Genomic DNA, 16,332 nt, shown 5'->3' with positions numbered 1-16,332 from the left:
TTGCTACACCTGCGCCAGCTTGCCGGGGACCGCACCGATCGAGCCGGCCCCCATCGTGATCACGACATCGCCGTCGCGCGCGGACTCGAGAATGCGCGACGGCATTTCCGAGATGTCCTCGACGAACAGCGGTTCCACCTTGGCGGCCACGCGGATCGCGCGGGCCAGCGAACGACCATCTGCGGCCACCAGCGGCGCCTCGCCCGCTGCGTAGACTTCCCCTAACAACAAAGCGTCAACCGTGCCAAGTACGCGAACAAAGTCTTCGAAGCAGTCGCGCGTGCGGGTGTAGCGGTGCGGCTGGAAAGCCAGCACCAGGCGGCGCCCGGGGAAAGCGCCGCGCGCGGCGGCCAGCGTTGCCGCCATCTCGACCGGGTGATGGCCGTAGTCATCGATCAGCGTGAAGCTGCCGCCCGCGGGCAGCGCGACTTCGCCGTAGCGCTGGAAGCGACGGCCGACCCCCTGGAATTCGGCAAGACCGCGCGCGATCGCTTCGTCCGGCACGCCGACCTCGGTCGCCACCGCGATCGTCGCAAGTGCATTGAGCACGTTGTGCATACCCGGCAGATTCAGCGTGACCGGGTAACGCACCGTGCTGCCGTTCTGGCGCACCACATCGAAGTGCATCTGCCCACCCACGGCGCGCACGTTTTCGGCGCGCACCTGCGCGTCCGGGCTGAGACCGTAGCGGATGATCTGCTTCGAGACGAAGGGCATGATCTCGCGCACATTCGGGTCGTCAACGCACAGCACCGCGACGCCGTAGAAGGCGAGGCGATTGAGGAAATCCACGAACGCGTGCTTCAGCCGCGCAAAGTCGTGACCGTAGGTTTCCATGTGATCGGCGTCGATGTTCGTGACGACCGAGATCACCGGGCTCAGCATCAGGAACGAGGCGTCGGATTCATCCGCTTCGGCGACGAGGAACTCGCCGGTACCGACACGCGAGTTCGCACCGACGGCGTTAAGGCGGCCGCCGATCACGAAGGTCGGGTCAAAACCACCAGCATTCAGTACGCTGGCGACAAGGCTTGTTGTGGTGGTCTTGCCGTGCGTGCCGGCAATCGCGATGCCCTGCTTCAGGCGCATCAGCTCGGCCAGCATCTGGGCTCGCGGCACCACCGGAATCTGGCGCGCGCGCGCGGCCTGCACTTCGGGGTTGTCGCGCTGCACCGCCGTCGAGGTCACGATTGCATCCGCGTCGGCCACGTTCTCAGCGGCGTGGCCCTGCACCACCTTGATTCCGAGGCCGGCAAGGCGACGGGTGGTCGCGTTGTCGGCCAGGTCAGAGCCGCTCACGGCGTAGCCCTGGCTCGCCAGCACCTCGGCGATCGCGCTCATGCCGGCTCCGCCGATGCCAACGAAGTGGATGCGTTTGATCTTGTGTTTCATGACTCACACCCGGGAGGGAAAAACCCTCTAGTGTACCGGGCCGCGCGCGTCAGACCGGGGGCCGTCATGCCTTACCCCCGCTGGCGAGCGACTCGATGATGTCTGCGATGCGTTCGGTCGCATCGGGCTTGCCGATGCTGCGCGCCGCGTTGGCCATCGCAAGGCAACGTGGGCGGTCGATCTGCTGTAGGAGCGAGGCGAGTTTTTCTGCCGACAACTCGGCTTGCGGCAGGTGAATCGCGGCGCCGGCCTTGGCTAGCAGCTCGGCGTTGTCGCGCTGGTGCGAGGTCGTCGATACAACCAGCGGCACGAGGATGCTGGCGACGCCCGCCGCAGTCAGTTCGGCCGCGGTGACTGCGCCAGCACGACAGATCACCAGATCCGCTTCCGCCAGGCGGCGCGGCATGTCGTCGATGAAGGCCACGAGTTCGGCTTCGATGCCGGCTTTCGCATAGCGTTCGCGCAGCGAATCGATGTTGGCCTTACCCGATTGGTGCGTCACCTGCGGGCGCGCAGCCGGCGCCACCGCGGCCAGCGCCGCAGGCACGGCCTCATTCAGCGCGCGGGCGCCGAGGCTGCCGCCCACCACCAGCACCTTGAGCGCCCCGGTACGGTCGGCATAGCGAGTCGCCGGTTCCGGCAGCGCGCATATTTCGCGGCGCACCGGGTTGCCGGTCACAACGGCCTTGCTGGCCAGCGAACCAAAGTCACCAGCGAAGCCGAACAGCACACGCTTGGCGAATGGTCCAAGCAGCTTGTTCGACAGCAACGGCGCCGCATCGGCGTTGACCAGCGCGAGCGGGCGACCACTCAGGCGCGCCGCGATACCACCCGGCACCGTCACGTAGCCCCCCATGCCAAGCACAACATCAGCTCCCGCCGCACGTATCAGCTTGACGCTGCGAAACAGGCTGGAGAAGAAGGCAAACGCACCACGAATCGCATGCCCGAGGCCCTTGCCGCGCAATCCGGCGAACTCGATCGTATCCAGCGCGAGTCCGTGGCGCGGCACGATGTCGCCTTCCATGCCATGTGCGGTGCCGAGCCAACGCACGGACCAGCCGCGCGCCTGCATCGCCTGTGCAATCGCCAGTCCGGGGAAGATGTGGCCACCGGTGCCGGCCGCCATCACCGTGAGCTTACGGGCGGGCGCCGTCACGCACGGCCTCCGCGGGTAAGCTGACGCGTTTCCCAATCAATGCGCAACAGAACAGCGAGCGCCACACAGTTAGCCAGGATGCCTGAGCCACCAAAGCTCATCATCGGCAGCGTGAGGCCCTTGGTCGGCAGCAGGCCCATGTTTACGCCCATGTTGATGAAGGACTGAACACCCAGCCAGATGCCGATGCCCTGCGCAACGAGGCCGGCAAAGTGGCGCTCGATCAGGTGCGCCTGACGGCCGATCGCGAACGCACGTTGCACGAGGATCGCGAACAACGTGATCACCGCCAGCACGCCGACAAAGCCAAGTTCCTCCGCGATCACCGCGAGCAGGAAGTCGGTATGTGCTTCGGGCAGGTAGAAGAGCTTCTCAACGCTTGCACCGAGCCCAACGCCGGTCCACTCGCCTCGCCCGAACGCAATCAGCGCATGCGAGAGCTGATAACCCTTGCCGAAGGCGTCCTGCCACGGGTCCATGAAGCCAAGGATGCGCTCGCGCCGGTACGGCGAGAGCCAGATCAGCAGAATGAAGCCGATCACCGCTGCGACGATCAGGCCGCCGAAGATGCGCGCGTTGATGCCGCCGAGGAACAGGATGCCGAACGCGATCGCGGTGATCACGACGAATGCGCCGAAATCCGGCTCGCGCAGCAGCAGGAAGCCGACAAAAAGGATCATGCCGGTCATCGGCAGGAAGCCATGGCGGAAGCTCTTCATCGCGTCGAGCTTGCGCACGGTGTAGTCGGCGGCGTAGAGCGCGACACCCAGCTTCATCAATTCGGATGGCTGCAGGTTCGCAAAGCCAAAGCCGATCCAGCGCCGCGCGCCGTTCACATCGCGCCCCACATGCGGAATCAGCACCAGCAGCAGGAGCACGACCCCCACGGCGAACAGCACTGGCGCGAGTTTCTGCAGCGTCGCGATCGGCACCTGAAAGACCATCGCGCCCGCTGTAAGCCCGATCAGCAGGAACACGACATGGCGAACCAGGAAGAAGGTTGGTTGGTAATGCGTGAAACGGTTGCCCTCGGCTGTCGCGATCGACGACGAGAACACCATCACCACACCAAACAGCAGCAGAGCGGCGGCAGACCATATCAGCAACGGATCAAGCTCGCGCGGCGCCTGCGGCGCGCCAGTCAGACGCCCGACAGCACGGTGCGCCGCGTGGGAACCCATCGGCAGGCCCGGCTCAGTGCGCGCGAACATTGTCGCGAAGCGGGCGAGGACGCTCATGAAGGCGTTACCCCCGGCAGTTGCCACACCGCTTCGCAGAACACTTCGGCCCGGTGGGCGTAATTGCGAAACATATCGAGGCTGGCGCATGCCGGCGACAGCATCACCGCATCGCCCGCCTGCGCATGGGCATTGGCCAGCGCGACCGCGGCAGGCAGATCCGCCGCGTGAATCATCGGGACACCGCAGCCTTCGGCTGCTGCTTCGATCCGGCCTGCATCGCGTCCGATCAGCACGACAACGCGGGCGTGCTGCGCGAACGCGTCGCGCAGCGGGGAGAAATCCTGTCCCTTGCCATCGCCGCCTGCGATCAGCGCGACGCGTTGACCGAGCCCTTCGAGGGCCGCCAGCGTTGCGCCGACGTTGGTGCCTTTGGAGTCGTCGTAGAACACCACACCGTCGGCCCGCTTGGCGATGGGCTCAACGCGATGGGGCAAACCGCGGAACTCGCGCAGCGCTTCAAGCATTGCCGGCATCGGCAACCCGATCGCATGCCCGAGCGCGAGCGCTGCGAGCACATTCGCGACGTTGTGCGCGCCCGCGAGCGGCAGGTCGGCACGCGGCATCAGCGGAGCGTCACCGAAGGCCAACCACTGAGCACCAACATGATCGATGAGCCCGAACTCCGATGTGTTCGCCGGACGGCCAAGGCCGAAACTCAAGGCAGCGCCGGCGCGGCGCATCGCCACCACGCGCGCGTCGTCGCGGTTGATCACCTGCACACGACAACGATCGAAGACCACCGCCTTGGCGGCGGCGTAGGCATCCAGACCGTCGTAGCGATCCAGGTGGTCGTCGCTGATGTTGAGCACGACGGCGGCGTCCGGCGTGAAGCTGTCGCAGGTTTCAAGCTGGAAGCTGGAGAGTTCGAGCACCCAGGCCTGCGCCGGCGTACCCGCATCTTCGCGGCGCATCCACTCATCGAGTGCCGCCGGGCTGATGTTGCCGGCGACTGCGACGTCGAGCCCTGCGGTGCGGCACAGAGCGCCGGTCAAAGCCGTAGTGGTGGTCTTGCCGTTGGTGCCGGTGATCGCGATGACCGGCGCGCGCCAGCCACTCGCTGCCAGCGCCTGCGCGAACAGCTCGATTTCGCCGGTGACACGGATATCACGCGCACGCGCCGTCGTCACCAGATCCTGACGCGGGTCCAGACCGGGGCTGATCGCGAGCAGTTCTATGCCGTCCAGCAATGAGGCATCGAATGCGCCGCAGCGCAGTTCAACCTGCGGCATTTCAGCCAGAGCCTCGCGCCCGGGTGGCACCGCACGCGAATCCGCTACACGCACGCGCGCGCCCTGCCGCACCAGATGGCGCGCCATGGCGAGGCCGGATTCACCAAGCCCCAGCACCAGTACCGGTTTGTCGCGGAAAGTCACTGCGTCGTCCATGCTCAGCGCAGCTTCAGGGTGGAGAGGCCGAACAGCACCAGCATCAGCGTGATGATCCAGAAGCGGACGACCACCTGCGTTTCCTTCCAGCCGCCGAGTTCATAGTGGTGATGCAAAGGCGCCATACGGAAGATCCGTTTGCCGCCGGAATACTTGAAGTAGGCCACCTGCACCATCACCGACATCGCTTCGGCGACGAACAGACCGCCCATGATGAAGAGCACGATTTCCTGGCGCACGATCACCGCGACGGTCCCCATCGCAGCGCCGAGCGCGAGCGCGCCGACGTCCCCCATGAACACGTCGGCCGGGTAAGCGTTGAACCACAGGAAGCCCAGCCCGGCCCCGCACAGCGCACCACAGAACACGGCGAGTTCACCCGCGCCAGCTACATAGGGCACGCCAAGGTATTTCGAGAAACCGACGTGGCCCGCGACGTAGGCGAACACCGCCAACGCGGCAGACACCATCACGGTCGGCATGATCGCAAGGCCATCGAGGCCGTCGGTCAGGTTGACCGAATGGCTGGTGCCGTTGATGACGAAGTAACCGAGCACCATGAAGCCGACCGCACCGAGCGGATACACCGCGCTCTTGAAGAAGGGCACGATCAACTCGGTCTGCGCCGGCACCGTGGCGGTCATTCCGAGATATACCGCCGCTGCGCCTGCAATCAGCGAGGTCCAGAGGTATTTCCAGCGCGAAGCCAGCCCCTTCGGGTCGCGGTACACGACCTTGCGCCAGTCGTCGACCCAGCCAACCGCCCCGAAGCCCAGCGTCACCAGCAACACGACCCACACGTAGCGGTTCTTCAGGTCGCCCCACAGCAGCGTGGTAATCGCGATCGCGATCAGGATCAGCGCGCCGCCCATGGTCGGGGTGCCCGCCTTGGTGAGATGCGACTTGGGGCCGTCATCACGCACCGCCTGGCCGATCTTCTTTGCGGCGAGCCAGCGGATCACGCCGGGGCCGAAGATGAAGGAGATCACCAGCGCCGTCAGCGCAGCCAGCATCGTGCGCAGCGTGATGTAGCCGAACACGTTGAAAGTGCGGATGTCCTGACCGAGCCAGAGAGCGAGTTCGAGAAGCATTGCCTTGAGTCCTGCCGATCAATCGACCGACGCCAGCGCGTCGACCACACGTTCCATTTTCATGAAGCGAGAACCCTTCACCAGCACCACGGTGTCGGGTGTCAGGGTTTCGCGCAGCGCGGTGACCAGCGCGTCGATGTCGTCGAAATGGCGACCACCCTCGCCGAAGTTGCGTGCGGCAACAGCCGCGTGCTCGCCCAGCGCGAACATCACGTCCACGCCCTGGCTCTTCGCATAGCCGCCGATCTCGTCGTGATACTGCGCAGCGCGATCACCGATCTCGCCCATGTCGCCGAACACGAACACCTTGCGGCCCGCAGTCATTGCAAGCACGTCGAGGCCTGCACGAACGGAATCCGGATTTGCGTTGTAGGTGTCGTCCAGCAGCGCGGCGCCAGAACCCGCAGCGCGACGCAACTGCAGTCGCCCCTTGGTGCCGGTGTAGCCACCCAGACCATCCACAACCGCTTGCAGCGACGCCCCCGCTGCGAGCGTCGCAGCCGCGGCCGCCGCCGCGTTGCGTACGTTGTGCAAGCCGGGCACCTGCAAGGTGAAGCGCGCCTCGCCCTGCGGCGTCTCGATCACCACCCGCGCGTCGAGCGCACCGAGTTCAGCGGTCGCGCGGACTTCCGCAGCGGCGTTCATGGCAAAGCGGATGCAGCGCCGGCCGGCGTTCGTCGCGATCCAACGCTCGGCATGCGGATCATCCGCGTTGACGACCGCGATCCCCGACTCTCCGAGTCCGTTGTAGATCGCACCCTTCTCGATCGCGACCGCATCAAGCCCGCCCATGCCTTCAAGGTGGGCGCGCTGTGCGTTGTTGACCAGCGCGACGGTGGGCCGCGCGATACGTGTCAGGTAATCGATCTCGCCCGGATGGTTCATGCCCATCTCGAGCACGGCAAAACGATGTGCCGCGCGCAGACGCAGCAGCATCATCGGCATACCGATGTCGTTATTCAGGTTGCCGACCGTCGCGAGCACGGCGGCATCGTCGGCGCCATCGATCCGTGCCTGCGCGCGCAGAATCGCGGCGCACATTTCCTTCACCGAGGTCTTGCCATTGCTACCTGTGACGCCGATCAAGGGCAAGCTGAATCGGCTGCGCCACCAGGCAGCCATTGCGCCCAACGCGAGGCGCGTATCCGGCACCACAACGCAAGGCAATGGCAGCACCGCGGCCGCCTCTGCGTGGCGCTGATCGATCAGCGCAGCGGCTGCGCCACCTTCGGCAGCCTGCTCGAGAAAGTAGTGCCCATCGAAGTTGTCGCCGCGCAACGCGACGAAGAGTTGCCCCGTCGCGAGCGTGCGCGTATCACTGCCAACCGAATGCAACTCGGTATCGGCCCCGCGCAACGCCGCGCCCAGCGCACTGGCGACTTCACTCAGTTTCATCATGCTGAGGCTCCTTGCGGATCCTTCCAGTGCTTCAACGCGAGTTGTGCATGTTCGAGATCAGAAAACGGATGCCGTTCGCCCGCCACCTCCTGGTAGGGTTCGTGCCCCTTCCCGGCAAGCAGGATCACGTCATCAGGCGCCGCCTGAACGATCGCCTCGGCGATCGCGCGGTCGCGATCTGCAACGATGACCGCGGTTGCGCCTGCGCCTGCGCGGATCTGGTCGAGAATCGCGAGCGGGTCTTCGCTACGCGGGTTGTCGCTGGTGAGCACGACACGGTCTGCAAGTCGCGTCGCGACCGCGCCCATCATCGGCCGCTTGCCGGGGTCGCGATCGCCGCCACAACCGAACACACAAACGAGTTGGCCACCGCGCGCCTGGGCAGCAGGGCGCAGCGCCTTGAGTGCCTGCTCAAGGGCATCGGGGGTGTGTGCGTAGTCGACCACCACCAGCGGCTGCATGACGCCACCGATCGCCTGCATCCGCCCGGGCGGCGCATGCAGCGCCTGCAGCACACCAGCCACATCGTCTAGCGCATGGCCGGCGGCAAGCAGGCTGCCGGCCACGGCCAGCAAGTTGCTGACGTTGAAGCGGCCGACGATGCCGACTTCGACTTCCTCGCGCATGCCACTCCACATCAGCGTGAAGCGCTGGCCGGTCGCGGTGCCGTGGATGTCTGCGGCGACCAGCGGACGGACACCTGCGGGCAGATGCTCCGGACAATCGCCCGCGGTGTAGCCAATCGTCAGCGGCAAGCGACCACCGCAATCTGCCGCGAGTTCCAGCCCGAATTCGTCGTCGAGGTTGATCACCGCCGCACGCAGCGCGGGCCAGCGAAACAGCTTCGCCTTGGCGGCCGCGTAGGCTTCCATCGAACCGTGGTAGTCGAGATGATCCCGCGTCAGGTTCGTGAATACAGCGGTGTCGAAATGCGCGCCGGCAACACGATCTTGATCGAGGCCGATCGAAGAGACTTCCATCGCGGCGGCGCATGCGCCATCCGCAACAAAGTTCGCCAGTGCTGCGTGCAGCACCAGCGCGTCCGGCGTGGTATTGAGGCCTTCCTCAAGTGCGTCGGGGTAGCCGATGCCAAGCGTGCCGACCACGCCGCAGCGCTCATGCAGCGCCGTGAAGCAGCGTGCCAGCCACTGCGATGACGAGGTCTTGCCGTTGGTACCGGTAATACCGACCAGGCGCAGCTGGCGAGAAGGCTCACCGTAGACGAGGCTCGCCAAGTCGCCGGCGACATGCGCGAGACCTTCCCAACCGAGGTGTGGCACGACCACCGCGCCATCCCAGTGATAACCCACGCGCTCCCACAGAACGGCAGCGGCGCCACGGCGAACCGCCTCTGCGATGTAGCGGCGACCATCGCTGCGCGCGCCAGGATACGCAAGGAACACATCGCCCGGCTCGACGGCGCGCGAATCCGCGCACAGACGCCTCGGCACAACGCCACTGGAGGCCAGTGCATCGAGAATCAGGCGTGCTTCGCGCTGGCTCACATGCCCTCCTTCACGTCCGCATCGGAGCGCTGCGTTTGCGCAACCTGCATCGGGCGCAACGGCGCGTCAGGCGGCACACCCAACGCGCGCAGGGAGCCCGCCATCACCTCGGAGAACACCGGCGCGGCGACTTCACCGCCGTAGTGTTTGCCACCGCTCGGTTCGTCGATCATCACCGCAACAACCAGCCGCGGGTTGGAGATCGGACCCAGGCCCACAAAGGAAGAGACATACTTGTTGGCGTACACGCCACCTTCGATCTTCATCGCGGTACCGGTCTTGCCGCCCACGCGATAACCCGGCACCTGCGCAAGCGTCGCCGTACCGCCGGGTTGCGTCACGCTCTCAAGCATGGCGCGCACTTCACGTGCGGTCTGCTCGGTAAAGACAGCCTTGCCGTGCAGCGGCGGGGTGTCGACGCGGGTGAGCGAAAGCGGGATCAGATCGCCCTGGCGCGCAAACACCAGATAGGCCTGTGCCATCTGCATCAGGTTTACCGAAATCCCGTGGCCGTAAGACATCGTCGCCTGCTCGATCGGGCGCCAGATCCGCGCCGGACGCAGGCGGCCAGGCGCCTCACCGGGGAAGCCGAGCTTGAGCTGCGAGCCGAAGCCGAGCGAGTCGAACATCTGCCACATCTCTTCCGGCGGCATCGACAGCGCCATCTTGGCGGAGCCGATGTTCGACGACTTCTGAATCACCTGCGCAACCGTAAGCGCACCATGCGGATGCGCATCCGAAATCGTTGCGGAGCCAATCGTCATGCGGCCCGGCGCGCAATTGATGATGGTGTCGAAGCGGAACTTGCCTTTGTCCAGCGCCAGCGCGGCGGTGAAGGGCTTCATCGTCGAGCCCGGCTCGAAGGTGTCGGTGAGCGCGCGATTGCGCAGCTGCGCACCGGAGAGACGGACGCGGTTGTTCGGGTTGTAGGTCGGGTTGTTGACCAGCGCGAGGATCTCGCCCGTCTTCACATCGAGCACGACCGCACTGCCGGCCTTCGCCTTGTTGACCGTCACCGCCTGCTTGAGCGCACTGTAGGCGAGGTACTGGATCTTCGAATCCAGCGCCAGCACCACATCAGCCCCTTCACGCGGCTTCTTGATCGATTCGACGTCCTCGACGATGTGGCCGCGACGATCCTTGATCACTCGGCGACTGCCGGCCTGACCAACCAGGTCTTTCTGGAACGCCAGCTCGATACCTTCCTGCCCCTTGTCGTCCACATCGGTAAAACCAACCACATGGGCCGCGACCTCGCCAGTCGGGTAGAAACGGCGGAATTCGTTCTGCTCGTGAATGCCGGGCAGGTTCAAGGCTGAAATGCGATCCGCGAGTTCCGGCGGCACCTGGCGCTTCAGGTACACGAACTCCTTCTCGGACGCGAGCTTGCGGTTGAGCTCGCTCGCATCCATGCCCAGCATGCGCGCCAGCTCGCGCGACTGCGCAGGCGTCAGATTCACATCGTCCGGAATCGCCCACACCGAGCGCACCGGCGTGCTCACCGCGAGCACGTCGCCATGGCGGTCGACAATCTTGCCGCGATCGGCGGGCAACTCGATCACGCGCGCATAACGCGACTCGCCTTTCGCTTGCAGGAAATCGGTTTTGACGCCCTGCAGCCACACCGCGCGACACACCAGCGCCACCGACGCCGACAACAGCACCACGAGCACGAAACGCGCGCGCCAGACCGGCAGCTTCTCGGAAAGCAGCGGGTTATGGTTGAAGGTGAAATTCTTCTTCACCGCGAAGCTCCAGCATCGCCATCGAGCACCAACACGTGGCGCGGATCGGGGGTAACAAGGTGAAGTCGTTCGCGCGCCACCTTCTCGACCCGTGCGTGGGCGGCCCAAGTGCTTTGCTCAAGCTGCAACTGCCCCCACTCCACCTCCAGCGCGCGCTCACGGCTCTGCAGGCGTTCGAGCTCAATGAACAACTTGCGCGACTGGTGCTGCGCCGACACCAGCGCGAGCGCGCTTGCCAGCACCAACACGATCAGAATCACATTGACGCGAACCATCGCTCAGATCCGCTCCGCAACACGCATGATCGCGCTGCGCGCGCGTGGGTTAGCCGCCACCTCGGCAGCGCTCGGCCGCACCGGTTTGCCGATCAGGCGCATCGGCGGCGGCGGCAGATCTGCCGCGCGCACCGGCACGCCACGCGGCGGCTCGACCGAATGCGACGCATCACGCAGGAACTGCTTGGCGATGCGGTCTTCAAGGGAATGAAAGGCAATCACGGCAATCCGCCCGCCTGTCGCAAGCCGATCCACGCATTGCGGCAGGATCAGCGACAGCTCCTCAAGCTCGCGATTGACGTGAATCCGTAGAGCCTGGAAGGTGCGCGTCGCAGGGTGCTGCCCCGGCTCGCGCGTGCGCACGACCTTTTCCACGAGCGCGGCAAGTTGCCGTGTGGTTGTAACAGGTTGCCCTGCCCGAGCAGCAACAAGCGCCTTTGCAATCTGGTAAGCAAACCGTTCTTCACCGTACCCCCTCACTACTTCGGTGATTTCCTGCACGGAGGCCCGTGCAAGCCATTCCGCGGCGGTTTCGCCGCGGGTTGTATCCATGCGCATGTCGAGCGGCGCATCGAATCGGAAACTCATGCCGCGCTGGGCGTCGTCGAGCTGCGGGGAAGACACCCCCAGATCGAGCAGCACGCCATCCACTTTCGCCACGCCCAGCTCATCCAGGGCGCCGGAGAACGCTGAGAACGGCTCGTGCACCAGCGTCAGTCGCGCGTCGCCAAGCGCCTTGCCGGCTGCGATCGCAACCGGGTCGCGATCAAACGCAATCAAGCGACCGTTTGGCCCAAGGCGTTTCAGGATTGCGCCGCTGTGGCCACCACGACCGAAGGTGCCGTCGACGTAAACCCCGTCCGGCCGGATGGCGAGCGCTTCGACCGCCTCGTCCAGCAGGACTGTCACGTGCGCCAGTTCGGCGCTCACAGCGACAAGGTCTCCAGACCAGGCGGAAGCAGATCGGCGCCCAGGGCCAGCATCTCTTCCTGCTGCTTCTGCCAGCCGGCGTCGGACCACAACTCGAAGTGATTGCCCTGCCCCACCAGCCAGACCTGTTTGTCGAGCTGGGCGAACTGGCGCAGCTCCGGCGCGATCAGCACGCGGCCAGCGGCATCCATTTCCTCGTCGCGCGCAAAGCCGACCAGCAAACGTTTGAGCAACGCGGAACGCGCCTCAAGGCTGGGCGCGGCGAGGACCTTGTCGCGGATCGGTTCCCAGGCGGGCACCGGATAGACGAGCAGGCAGCGATGCGGGTGCGCAGTGATCACGAGCTGACCGCTCGACATGACGGTCAGGGCGTCACGATGCCGCGACGGGATCGCCAGGCGACCCTTCGCATCGAGACTCAGCGCGGCAGCGCCCTGAAACATCGAAACCCTTTCAGCTCATCGGGAGGCGGCTCTGCCACTTTGCGACACGCGCAGAGGGCTTACGTCCACTTTTTCCCATTTTTCTCCACTTCGCACCACTTTAGGTAAAAGAAACAACCCGGTCAAGCGAGCCCCGCGACGTTTTTCTCAAGCAACACAATGACTTATCGCTCCGAGCGAAATTTCACGCAGAGAAATATTCAATTAATCCAATGGGATAGCGAAACAAGCGCAGAAAGCGCTTGAATTTTGTCGCCTAGCGGAAGATCGTCATCGCCTGGAGCGCAGGCGCGGCGAGCGATTGGCCGGATACAGCAAATGCGTATCGCGGCCGAACATCGCTGCAGAAAACAGGCGGGAAGTGGAAGTCCGCCGATAAGCCGGGTTCTGTCGCGCCCCCTTGCGGTGACGGGGCAGTCATTCCTCTGGTCGACGCATTGCTGCGAAGCTCTAGCAGCCTACCCGGGAGCTCAGCGGGCCGCCTCAACGCTCCCCTATTTGGCCTTGCCCCGAATGGGGTTTACCGTGCCGTCCGTGTCACCACGTCCGCGGTGGGCTCTTACCCCACCGTTTCACCCTTACCTGATCCCCTCGCGGGGCCATCGGCGGTCTGCTCTCTGTTGCACTTTCCGTCGCCTTGGGCCTTTCGGCTTATAGCGCCCGGCCGTTAGCCGGCATTCTGCCCTGCGGGGCCCGGACTTTCCTCGATACCTCGCGGTACCGCGACTGCCTGGCGGACTTCCAAGGCGGATTGTACCGCGTCAGGGGTTCAGCTCGGTCATTCGCCACCCGCTGCGGGTCGCCGACCAGCTCAGGTGTCGATTCGGCGCCGCACGTAAATCAAGTCGCCCGGCGCGCAGCGGCGACAAGACAAGCAAACCGAAGCTCGCTGGCGGGCTATTCGGTGTTGACAAGCTGGCGTCGATCGATTCGCCAAGCGCTTGCCCCGGCGTCGGCCACAGGAAACGCCGGCGCGACGATTCGGAAAGGAGAGCCCAGACCTCGGCACGAAGGGTTTGATACGTACGCGAACGCGGGCCAGCAACGCCGACACGGCCGCGCAAGCGCCACTGCACCCGCGCGTCGGCGAAGTACCAGCACGCTTCGGCCTTCGCGTCGTGCGCGATCTGCTCGCATTTTTGACTACGAAGGTCGGTCGTGAAGACCAACTCGCTGGTCTGACCAAAGCGACGGAACGTTAGGGTGCGATTCGCCGGAAAGCCGTCGACATCGAGCGTTGCTAGCTGCACGAAACTCGCGGCGGGATGCTGCGCGTGTGCAGCCAGATCGGCACTGAGAACATGGCGCCAAGCCGGCACGATCTCGGCCGGCGTAGGGGGGCGGGAGGACATTCGTTCGAGCTTCAGGGGAATGGATCAACGAAACGCCTAAGCGGGGCTTAGGCACAGAGACTTGGCGGATCAGCCTGGCGCTGCAGCGCACCGAGGAGCATAGGCCGCCAATTAACGAATTATTGCATGCACCTGTGCCGCCCCCGCCTCCGCTGCCGTTCAGATCTGGCCGGCACGGCCGTTAAAGCGTTGTCGTCAACATCGTCCGGAATCCCCGCCGTGTCCTCGATCAAGAAGATATCCGCCGAACAATTGCGCGTTGGCATGTTCCTGCACGACCTCGATTGTGGATGGATGGAACACCCCTTCCTGCGCAACCGTTTCCTGCTCTCCGACGATGCTCAGATCGAAAAGGTAATGGCAGCCGGTATTCACGACGTTTACATCGATACGTCGCGCGGCCTGGACGTGACCGATGCGCCAACCGCCGAAGAGGTGAAAGCCACGATCGAGCGGGAAATGATCGAACTGGCGGCACAGAAGCCGGTCGTGCCGCTGAAACTGGACGTTGCCGCAGAAATGGCCCGCGCCAAGCAGATCAAGAGCCAGGCCGAAGCGATGGTGCGCAACGTGATGCAGGACGTGCGGCTGGGCAAGGCCGTCGAGATGGAAGCCGTTGAACCGTTGGTGCAAGACATCACAGAGTCGGTTCTGCGCAACGGCGGCGCACTGCTGACGCTGCTGCGCATCAAGAACAAGGACGACTACACCTTCCTGCACTCGGTCAGCGTCGGCACGCTGCTGATCGCCTTCTGCCGCGGTGTCGGCATGGACGCCGAGCTGACCCACCAGGCCGGCCTCGGTGGCCTGCTTCACGACACCGGCAAAGCCTTTGTGCCGGATGCGGTACTCAACAAGCCGGGCCGGCTGACCGACGAAGAGTTCGACCTGATCAAGCGCCACCCCAAGGACGGCTGGGATGTGCTGCTGAAGACGCCGGACATCGGCGAGATTCCACTCGACATCACACTGCACCACCATGAACGAATCGACGGCAGCGGCTATCCGGACAAGCTGCCCGGCGACAAGATTTCGACCCTTGCGAAGATGGCCGCGATCGTCGATGTGTACGACGCCATCACAGCCGACCGCTGTTACCACAAGGGCATGCCGGCCACCGACGCACTGCGCAAGCTCTACGAATGGAGCAAGTTCCATTTCGAGCCGACGCTGGTGCAGGCCTTCATGCGCATCGTTGGCATCTACCCGGTCGGCACGCTGGTAAAGCTTGAATCCGGCAAGCTGGGTGTGGTCACCGAGCAGAACGAAAGCAGCCTGCTGACGCCGGTAATCAAGGTGTTCTTCTCGGCCAAGTCGAACGGCTATGTCGAGCCGTATCTGCTCGACCTTTCGCGGCCGCTGGGCAGTGGTGGCGGTGACCGTATCGTCGGCCACGAAGATCCGGCGAAATGGAAGCTGGACCCGATGCGTTTCCTGGGCATCTGAGTCGGCGGCGGCGACCGGTATAATCCGCGTTTTACCCGGATTCCTGCCATGACCCAGCCGCTCTTCGAGTCCTCGATCAAGAGCCTGCCGCTCCTCGGACGCGGCAAGGTGCGCGACATCTACGCCGTCAGTGATGACAAGCTGTTGATCGTCACCACCGACCGCCTGTCCGCTTTCGACGTGGTGCTACCCGACCCGATCCCGCGCAAGGGCGAAGTGCTGACCGCGCTTGCGAACTTCTGGTTCGACAAGCTCGCGCATGTGGTGCCGAACCAACTGACCGGCATCAACCCCGAAAGCGTGGTGGCCGAAGACGAACGCGAGCAGGTGCGCGGCCGCGCACTGGTGGTGAAGCGCCTGAAGCCGCTGCCGATCGAAGCAGTGGTACGCGGCTACATCATCGGCGGAGGCTGGAAGGATTACCTCGCGACCGGCGCCGTATGTGGCATCGCGCTGCCGGCCGGCCTGCAACAGGCCGCGAAGCTCCCGCAGCCGATCTTCACACCGTCGACCAAGGCCGAACTCGGCACACACGACGAGAACATCGACTTCGCGAAATGCGAGGCGCTGGTTGGCCCCGCCCTCGCCGCTCAGGTACGCGACACCGCGATCCGCCTGTATTCCGAAGCCCGTGACTACGCCGCCGGCCGCGGCATCATCATCGCCGACACAAAGTTCGAGTTCGGCCTCGACGCTGCCGGCACGCTGCACATCATCGATGAGGCATTGACGCCGGATTCGTCGCGCTTCTGGCCCGCCGACAGCTATCGCGAAGGCATCTCGCCACCGTCGTACGACAAGCAGTACGTGCGCGACTACCTGGAAACACTGGACTGGAACAAACAGGCGCCGGGCCCGAAACTGCCGACCGAAGTCGCCGAGCGCACCGGCGCCAAGTATGTGGAAGCCTACGAACGCCTGACCGGCAAATCGCTCGGTTAAGTCACCCGCAACACCATGAAAAACGCCC

The 16,332-nt window shown here is 64.7% G+C and carries 14 protein-coding genes and 1 other RNA gene; 2 read left to right on the top strand and 13 right to left on the bottom strand.

Annotated elements, in window-relative coordinates; translation table 11 throughout:
- Positions 1–3 precede the first annotated feature (3 nt).
- From murC to ACE3P0_RS14660, 13 genes are all read right to left on the bottom strand, one after another.
- Positions 4–1,392 carry a UDP-N-acetylmuramate--L-alanine ligase gene (murC, locus tag ACE3P0_RS14720; protein WP_374403454.1) on the bottom strand — a complete coding sequence of 463 codons (1,389 nt, stop codon included), beginning with the start codon at positions 1,390–1,392 and terminating at the stop codon, positions 4–6.
- A gap of 64 nt (positions 1,393–1,456) precedes the next feature.
- Positions 1,457–2,551, bottom strand: coding sequence for an undecaprenyldiphospho-muramoylpentapeptide beta-N-acetylglucosaminyltransferase (gene murG / locus ACE3P0_RS14715; RefSeq protein WP_374403452.1), 1,095 nt, complete (start codon positions 2,549–2,551; stop codon positions 1,457–1,459).
- On the bottom strand, positions 2,548–3,732 hold the full coding sequence (ftsW, locus tag ACE3P0_RS14710) for a putative lipid II flippase FtsW (protein WP_374403483.1): 1,185 nt from the start codon (positions 3,730–3,732) through the stop codon (positions 2,548–2,550). The genes murG and ftsW overlap by 4 nt, the downstream gene beginning before the upstream one ends.
- Positions 3,733–3,785: 53 nt before the next feature.
- Positions 3,786–5,177 (bottom strand): UDP-N-acetylmuramoyl-L-alanine--D-glutamate ligase, encoded by a 1,392-nt coding sequence (gene murD, locus ACE3P0_RS14705; protein ID WP_374403451.1) that lies wholly within the window; start codon positions 5,175–5,177, stop codon positions 3,786–3,788.
- A gap of 2 nt (positions 5,178–5,179) precedes the next feature.
- A complete protein-coding gene (gene mraY / locus ACE3P0_RS14700; RefSeq protein ID WP_374403450.1) occupies positions 5,180–6,268 on the bottom strand; it encodes a phospho-N-acetylmuramoyl-pentapeptide-transferase in 1,089 nt (362 codons plus the stop codon).
- An 18-nt stretch (positions 6,269–6,286) separates the two neighbouring features.
- Positions 6,287–7,666, bottom strand: a complete 1,380-nt coding sequence (murF, locus tag ACE3P0_RS14695; RefSeq protein WP_374403448.1) for a UDP-N-acetylmuramoyl-tripeptide--D-alanyl-D-alanine ligase — start codon at positions 7,664–7,666, stop codon at positions 6,287–6,289.
- Positions 7,663–9,171 carry a UDP-N-acetylmuramoyl-L-alanyl-D-glutamate--2,6-diaminopimelate ligase gene (locus tag ACE3P0_RS14690; RefSeq protein WP_374403447.1) on the bottom strand — a complete coding sequence of 503 codons (1,509 nt, stop codon included), beginning with the start codon at positions 9,169–9,171 and terminating at the stop codon, positions 7,663–7,665. The genes murF and ACE3P0_RS14690 overlap by 4 nt, the downstream gene beginning before the upstream one ends.
- Positions 9,168–10,916 (bottom strand): peptidoglycan D,D-transpeptidase FtsI family protein, encoded by a 1,749-nt coding sequence (locus ACE3P0_RS14685; protein ID WP_374403446.1) that lies wholly within the window; start codon positions 10,914–10,916, stop codon positions 9,168–9,170. The genes ACE3P0_RS14690 and ACE3P0_RS14685 overlap by 4 nt, the downstream gene beginning before the upstream one ends.
- Positions 10,913–11,191: a cell division protein FtsL gene (ftsL, locus tag ACE3P0_RS14680; RefSeq protein WP_374403445.1), complete on the bottom strand. Its 279-nt coding sequence runs from the start codon at positions 11,189–11,191 to the stop codon at positions 10,913–10,915. Before ftsL ends, ACE3P0_RS14685 begins: the two co-directional genes overlap by 4 nt.
- Before the next feature lie 3 nt (positions 11,192–11,194).
- Entirely contained in the window at positions 11,195–12,121 is a 927-nt protein-coding gene (gene rsmH, locus ACE3P0_RS14675) for a 16S rRNA (cytosine(1402)-N(4))-methyltransferase RsmH (protein WP_374403444.1), read from the bottom strand.
- Positions 12,118–12,564 (bottom strand): division/cell wall cluster transcriptional repressor MraZ, encoded by a 447-nt coding sequence (gene mraZ / locus ACE3P0_RS14670; RefSeq protein WP_172196848.1) that lies wholly within the window; start codon positions 12,562–12,564, stop codon positions 12,118–12,120. The genes rsmH and mraZ overlap by 4 nt, the downstream gene beginning before the upstream one ends.
- Before the next feature lie 360 nt (positions 12,565–12,924).
- Positions 12,925–13,306: RNase P RNA component class A (rnpB, locus tag ACE3P0_RS14665), an RNA gene on the bottom strand.
- 19 nt (positions 13,307–13,325) lie between these two features.
- The gene (locus ACE3P0_RS14660; protein WP_374403443.1) at positions 13,326–13,916 is read right to left on the bottom strand and encodes a pyridoxamine 5'-phosphate oxidase family protein; all 591 of its coding nucleotides are present in this window, start codon (positions 13,914–13,916) and stop codon (positions 13,326–13,328) included.
- 219 nt (positions 13,917–14,135) lie between these two features.
- On the opposite strand from ACE3P0_RS14660, the gene ACE3P0_RS14655 reads away from it, so the two are divergent.
- Together ACE3P0_RS14655 and ACE3P0_RS14650 are read left to right on the top strand one after the other, a co-directional pair.
- Positions 14,136–15,362, top strand: a complete 1,227-nt coding sequence (locus ACE3P0_RS14655) for an HD-GYP domain-containing protein (protein WP_374403442.1) — start codon at positions 14,136–14,138, stop codon at positions 15,360–15,362.
- Between the two features lie 48 nt (positions 15,363–15,410).
- Positions 15,411–16,304: a phosphoribosylaminoimidazolesuccinocarboxamide synthase gene (locus tag ACE3P0_RS14650; protein WP_374403441.1), complete on the top strand. Its 894-nt coding sequence runs from the start codon at positions 15,411–15,413 to the stop codon at positions 16,302–16,304.
- Positions 16,305–16,332 lie beyond the last annotated feature (28 nt).

The sequence above is a fragment of the Niveibacterium sp. genome (assembly GCF_041909475.1).
GTDB lineage: Bacteria > Pseudomonadota > Gammaproteobacteria > Burkholderiales > Rhodocyclaceae > Niveibacterium.
This window is presented reverse-complemented; position numbering and strand designations above follow the sequence as displayed.